This is a genomic window from Streptosporangiales bacterium, from assembly GCA_009379825.1.
Classification (GTDB): Bacteria; Actinomycetota; Actinomycetes; order Streptosporangiales; family WHST01; genus WHST01.
This window is the reverse complement of record WHTA01000149.1, coordinates 1-5,781: the sequence shown is the minus strand read 5'-3', so window position 1 is coordinate 5,781 and position 5,781 is coordinate 1. Positions and strand designations below refer to the sequence as shown.

The following is a 5,781-nucleotide window of genomic DNA, read 5'->3' as shown; positions in this document are numbered from 1 at the left end:
CGGCGTCGCGGGCACTTCCCCACTGAGCAGGCCGCGATGAAGATCCTCTACCTGACCGTGCGCGAGAGGAGACCCAACCGCACCAACCCCACTGGCAAGATCAATGGCTGGAAGAACATCCTGAACACCCTCGCCATCACCCACGGCGACCGACTCAACATCAACTAGCCGGAGCCCGCACACAAAGTTCCGGACAGGCCCAGTTGACGCGATCACAGTGTGGTGAAGCTGACGGCGTCGATGAGGGTGGCGGCGGCGAACCGCGGGTGCGGGTCGCCGCGGGTGGCGTAGAAGTCGGCGAGACGCTCGGCGACACCGTTGCCGCAGCGCAGGAACTCGTCGACGTCGGTGAGCAGCGCGGCGAGGCGGGCAGTTCGGCGGCGGCGACGGTGGCCTGGTCGGGGCCGTCGTGGCAGGGGCACGCTGTGTGCTGGTAGTCGCCGACCGCGGTGTCGCTGGCGGGCGTGGTCATGAGTGCGTCGCGGTGTCGGTGCTGGGTCATCGGGTCTCCTCGGCGGTGGTGTTCGTGGTGGTGGCCGCGGTCTGGTAGATGTCCAGGCCACGGTGGGCGACAGCGGTGCCGGCGGCGTGGTGGCGGACCAGCAGCGCAGCCAACGGGTTCGGCTCGCGGTCTGCTGCCTGGTCGGCGAGGTCGGTGAGCAGCTCTGTCCCGCGACGGGGTGGTTCGACGACGGTGGCGCGGATATGCCCGTCGGGCAGCCCGGCCCAGTGCGTGTCGTCGACGACCCAGCTGCCGCGGCGGGCCGCTCGCGGGTGCACCGCGAGCAGACTCGCCTCGGCCGCGTCGGTGGCCGTGTCGGCGGTCAGGGCGTGGATGGCCACCGCCTCTGGGCTGACGCGGAGTTCGACGCGTTGTCCGGCCCGGATCCGCCGCGCGGGCACCGAGTACATGCTGGCCGCGAACGAGACCAGGCAGTCCTTGCTGACCCGGCGCAGATGACTCTCGGCGACGAGATAGGGCCGTTCGGGCAGCCGGCGCAGCGCGGCCCGGTCCGTCTCGGCGCGGATACCGATCACTTCCCCGTGGGTGCGGTGCACCTGGGTGTGGCGGATCCGTAGCCAGCCGGTGAACGCGTCGTCGAGGTCGACGAGGGAGTCGAAATACCGGCCGACCAGCACGTGCTCGCGGACGATGAGGACCTGCCGTTCGACCCGTCCCTTGGCCATCGGCCGGTAGGCGGCCAGCGGGTCGATGGTGAACCCGTAATGGGCGGCGAACGCGGCGGCCTCGGCGGCGAGCTTCGGCACGGCGCGGATGTCCGGGTAGGGCATGACGAATCCGTAACGCATGGACGCACCATGTCAGCCGGCACCGACAACAGGCGTCAGCTGAAGGTGTCCGCAGGTGGCAGGGGTGAGCCGACGGCGGTGGCGTCGGTCATCACGGTCGCGTCGGCGGCGAACCTGGCCAGCTCGGGGTCGTCGATCAGCCGGGCGGGGAACGGCCCGCCGGCGAGCCGGCGCCGCAGCGGCTGGTCGAGATCCGGGCAGCCGGACGCGATCAGCACCAGGTTGCCGAACCTGCGGCCCCGCCAGACCTGGGCGTCCACGACCACCCGCAACGGCGCGAGGACGTCGCGGGCGGTCGCCACGAGCGCGCGGGCGAACGTCAGCGCCTTGCCGTCGGCCAGGTTCACCACCAGGGTGCCGCCCGGCCGCAGTGCCTCGGCGAGCTCGCCGAACGCCTCGCGGCTGGCCAGGCTCGCCGGCATCAGCGGCCCGGCGAACACGTCGACCACGATCGCGTCGTACGACGCCGGCCGCACCCGGTCGAGCGCCTGCCTCGCGTCGCCTGTGCTCACCGTGATCCCGTGGCGCGGCGGCAGCGGCAGTGCGTTGCGTACGAGCGTGACCAGCTGTGCGTCCACCTCGACCACCCGCTGCCTGCTGCGGGGCCGGCTGGCGGCGAGGTACCTGGGCAGGGTCAGCGCACCGCCGCCGAGGTGCAGCACGTCGACAGGGGCGCGCGGAGGGAACGCGACGTCGAGCACGTCGGTGATGTGCTGGACGTACTCGTAGCAGAGGTAGTCCGGCTCGGCGAGGTCGACGTGCGACTGCGGTGCGCCGTTGACGTACAGCTCCGCCGCGTACGGGCGGTTGTTGTCCGGCACGATCTCCGCGACGCCGCCGTCGACCTGCTGCCGCCACGGTTGCGGCCGGGGAGGAGTGTGCCGAGGCATACCCGCATCCTCTCGCGGACGGTCAGCCGATGAGCGCGCGGACGAGCAGGCCGACGCTGGCCAGCCCGGAGATGCCGAGCACCGCGTACCGGGTGGTGCGCGGGTCGAGTGCGCGGGCGGCCCGCCGCGACCCGACGGCGCCGACGGCCACGCCGGGCAGCAGCAGCGCCGCGTCGCGCAGCTGGGCCAGCCCCAGCTGGCCGGTGACGGTGAGGCCGGTGATCGACAGTATGGTTCCGGCGAAGAAGAACGTGGACAGGCTGGTCCGCAGCCGGTCGCCGTGGCGTTCCTGGAGCAGCCACGCCAGCGGAGCGGCGCCGGTCGACACCGCGGTGCCCATCAGCCCGGAGACCGCACCCGCGCCGACGAGCGTCGGCCGGTTCACCACCGGGCGCAGCCCGAGCACCGAGAGGACCACGGCGAGCAGCACCGTGACGCCGAAGAAGGCCTCCAGGCCGCGGGTGGGCAGGAACATCAGCAACGTGACCGCGGCGATCGTGCCCGGCACGCGGCCGGCCATCGCCCAGCCGAGCTCGCCGAACTGCAGGGCTTTCCTGCCGAGCACCGTCAGCACGCACGTGATCGCGACGGCGAGCAGCAGCAGCGGGCCGGGGATCAGCGTGGGCTCGAGCAGCGCGAGTACCGGCGCGCACAGCAGGCCGAGCCCGAAACCGAGGCTGCACTGCAGACAAGTGCCGACTGCGATGGCGACAGAAGCGAGCAGGTACGTCTCTAACGCCATGCGGCGAAGCCGGCGTCTGTCACGTCAATTACCTCCTACTCAGACATACTAAGCCGCCTGCCGAGCACCGCGCGAAGGTACGGGTTGTCGAAGGTGCCGTCCGGGTCGAGCCGGTCGCGGACGGCGACGAAGTCGTCGAACCTCGGGTAGCGCTCGCGCAACGTCGCGGCGTGCAGCCCGTGCAGCTTGCCCCAGTGCGGCCGACCGCCCACGCCGGCGACGATGCGCTCGACCGCGCCGAAGTAGTGCTCGTGCGGCAGTGCCGGGTACTGGTGCACGGCGACGTACGCGGTCTCGCGTTGGTACGCGGTGGACAGCCAGATGTCGTCGGCGGCGGCGAACCGCACCTCGACGGGCAGCGGGAGCGGCTCCCGGCGTACCGCTGCCCACCGGGCGATCTCCCGCAGCACGTCGGCGACGGTGTGCCGCGGCACGGCGTACTCCATCTCCACGAACCGCACCCGCCGCGGCGAGGCGAACACCCGGTGCGACGCGTCCGCGTACTGCCTGGCGGACAGCGCGCGTGCGCTGACGTTGTTGACCGCGGGCGTGATCCGCGGCAGCGTCGCGCAGGCGCGGTTGACCAGGCCGAGCGCGGTGTTGGCGAGCAGCTCGTCGTCGACCCACCGGCGGGCCGGGCGCAGCGGCCGCCGCTGCTCGGCGGGCACCCGGTTGTTCCGCTTGGTCAGCGCGAGCCTGGTGTGCGGGAACCAGTAGAACTCGAAGTGCTCGTTGCCGTCGACGAGTACGTCCAGCTCGTCGAAGACCCGGCGGATCGGCATCGGTTCCTCGCCCGCGTGCAGGGTGAACGCGGGTACGCACGCCAGCGTCACCGCGGTGACCACGCCGAGCGCGCCGAGCCCGATGCGCGCGGCCGCGAAGACGTCGGGGTTCTCCTCCGCTGAGCAGGTGACTACACTGCCGTCCGCGAGCACCAGCTCGAGCGCGTACGCCTGGGTCGCGAGGCCACCGAACCGTGCGCCGGTGCCGTGGGTGCCGGTCGCGAGCGCGCCTGCGACTGTCTGCCGGTCGATGTCGCCGAGGTTCTCCAGCGCCAGGCCGTAGCCGGCGAGCAGCTCGTTCAGCCGGTGCAGCGGTATGCCTGCCTGGACGGTGACCAGGCCGGTCTCGGTGTCGGCGCCGACCACGCCGGTCAGCGCGTCCGTACGGACCAGGCACCCGTCGGTAGTGGCGATGCCGCTGAACGAGTGGCCGGAGCCGACCGCCTTGACCGGCAGCCCGGCCCGGCGCGCGGCGTCGACGGCCGCGGCCACCGCTGCCGTGTCTGCGGGCGTCACCACCTGGGTGGGCCGGCTCTCCTGGTTGCCTGCCCAGTTCCGCCACCTGTTCGCGGCCATCGTGCGTCACCCGTCCGCTCGTCGTCGCGCCTCATCATGCCCTGTGTCGTGGGAGGCTGCTCCTGTGACGGGTACCGGGCAGCAGGTCCCGGGGTTGGCGCGGGTGACCGCAGACCTCGAGCCACCATTCGCCGTCGTCGACCTCGCCGCCTTCCGGGCCAACGCCGCCGACCTCGTCCGGCGCGCCGCGGGCACGCCGATCCGGGTGGCGAGCAAGTCGGTGCGCTGCCGCGCACTGCTGCGCGAGGTGCTCGCCGGGCCGGGCTTCCTCGGCGTGCTCGCGTACACGCTGCCGGAGGCGCTGTGGCTCGCCGAGGACGTGGCAGACGTGGTCGTCGGCTACCCCACCGCCGACCGGCGTGCTCTGTGCCGGCTCGCCGCCGACGACCGGTTGGCGCAGCGGGTGACCCTGATGGTCGACTCCGTCGACCAGCTCGACCTGGTCGACGCGGCCGTCGGCGCCGAGCGCCCGCCGCTGCGGGTGTGCCTGGACGTCGACGCGTCGCTCGAGCTGCTCGGCGGCCGGGTGCACGTCGGCGCGCGGCGGTCACCCGTGCACATGCCCGCGCAGGCGCGCGAGCTCGCGGCCGCCGTCGCGGACCGCGCCGGGTTCAGGCTCGTCGGCCTGATGTCGTACGAGGCGCAGATCGCCGGCGTCGGTGACGACGCGCCGGGCAGCCCGGTCAGGCGCGGCCTGGTGCGGGCGATGCAACGGATGTCGGCCGCGGAGCTGCGCCAGCGGCGGGCGGCCGTGGTGGCGGCCGTGCGGGAGGTCGCCGACCTGGAGTTCGTCAACGGCGGCGGCACCGGCAGCGTCGGGAGCACGGCCACGGAGGCGGCGGTGACCGAGGTGGCCGCGGGCTCTGGCCTGTACGCGCCCGGGCTGTTCGACACCTACCGCGCCTTCCGCCCCCGTCCGGCCGCGTTCTTCGTGCTCTCCGTCGTACGCCGGCCGACGCCGACCATCGCCACGCTGCTCGGCGGCGGCTGGGTGGCCTCGGGCGCGGCCGGCGCCGACCGGTTGCCCGGCGTCAGCTGGCCGCGCCGGTTGCGGCTGCTCGGCGCCGAGGGCGCAGGCGAGGTGCAGACCCCGCTGCGGGGACCGGCCGCCGCCGGGCTACGGGCCGGCGACCGCGTCTGGCTGCGACATGCGAAGGCCGGTGAGCTCTGCGAGCACGTGCGGGAGCTCCACCTGGTCGAAGGCGACCGGCTGGTCGACACCGTGCCCACCTACCGCGGCGAGGGCAAGGCGTTCCTCTAGGCGGTGTCAGCTCCGCTTGCGTGCGGTCAGCAGCAGGTACTCCCAGTCCATCACCGTGCTCCCTTCGCCGCGGTCGTGGCCCGGGGTTCCGCAGTTGATAGGCACACGACCTCGCCGAATCTGACGGCTGACCTGCGGGAACGCGGGTAGGGCTGGCGAGGGTGCGTGTGCCTACGCCCTCGTTCGCTGGTTGTGGCGGTGTTTGTCCTGTTCAGGAGG

At 72.9% G+C, this 5,781-nt stretch carries 6 protein-coding genes; 1 reads left to right on the top strand and 5 read right to left on the bottom strand.

Annotated features, from left to right (window positions below; genetic code table 11):
* Positions 1-212: 212 nt before the first annotated feature.
* From GEV07_30570 to GEV07_30550, 5 genes are all read right to left on the bottom strand, one after another.
* Positions 213-422 (bottom strand): hypothetical protein, encoded by a 210-nt coding sequence (locus GEV07_30570; GenBank protein ID MQA06855.1) that lies wholly within the window; start codon positions 420-422, stop codon positions 213-215.
* Between the two features lie 76 nt (positions 423-498).
* Positions 499-1,311, bottom strand: a complete 813-nt coding sequence (locus GEV07_30565; protein MQA06854.1) for a hypothetical protein — start codon at positions 1,309-1,311, stop codon at positions 499-501.
* 35 nt (positions 1,312-1,346) lie between these two features.
* A complete protein-coding gene (locus GEV07_30560; GenBank protein ID MQA06853.1) occupies positions 1,347-2,201 on the bottom strand; it encodes a spermine synthase in 855 nt (284 codons plus the stop codon).
* Positions 2,202-2,223: 22 nt separating this feature from the next.
* On the bottom strand, positions 2,224-2,943 hold the full coding sequence (locus tag GEV07_30555) for a TSUP family transporter (GenBank protein ID MQA06852.1): 720 nt from the start codon (positions 2,941-2,943) through the stop codon (positions 2,224-2,226).
* A gap of 35 nt (positions 2,944-2,978) precedes the next feature.
* A complete protein-coding gene (locus tag GEV07_30550; protein ID MQA06851.1) occupies positions 2,979-4,301 on the bottom strand; it encodes an FAD-binding protein in 1,323 nt (440 codons plus the stop codon).
* A 64-nt stretch (positions 4,302-4,365) separates the two neighbouring features.
* Between GEV07_30550 and GEV07_30545 the strand changes: the two genes are divergently transcribed.
* Positions 4,366-5,562 (top strand): amino acid deaminase/aldolase, encoded by a 1,197-nt coding sequence (locus GEV07_30545; GenBank protein MQA06850.1) that lies wholly within the window; start codon positions 4,366-4,368, stop codon positions 5,560-5,562.
* The last annotated feature ends 219 nt before the right edge of the window (positions 5,563-5,781 follow it).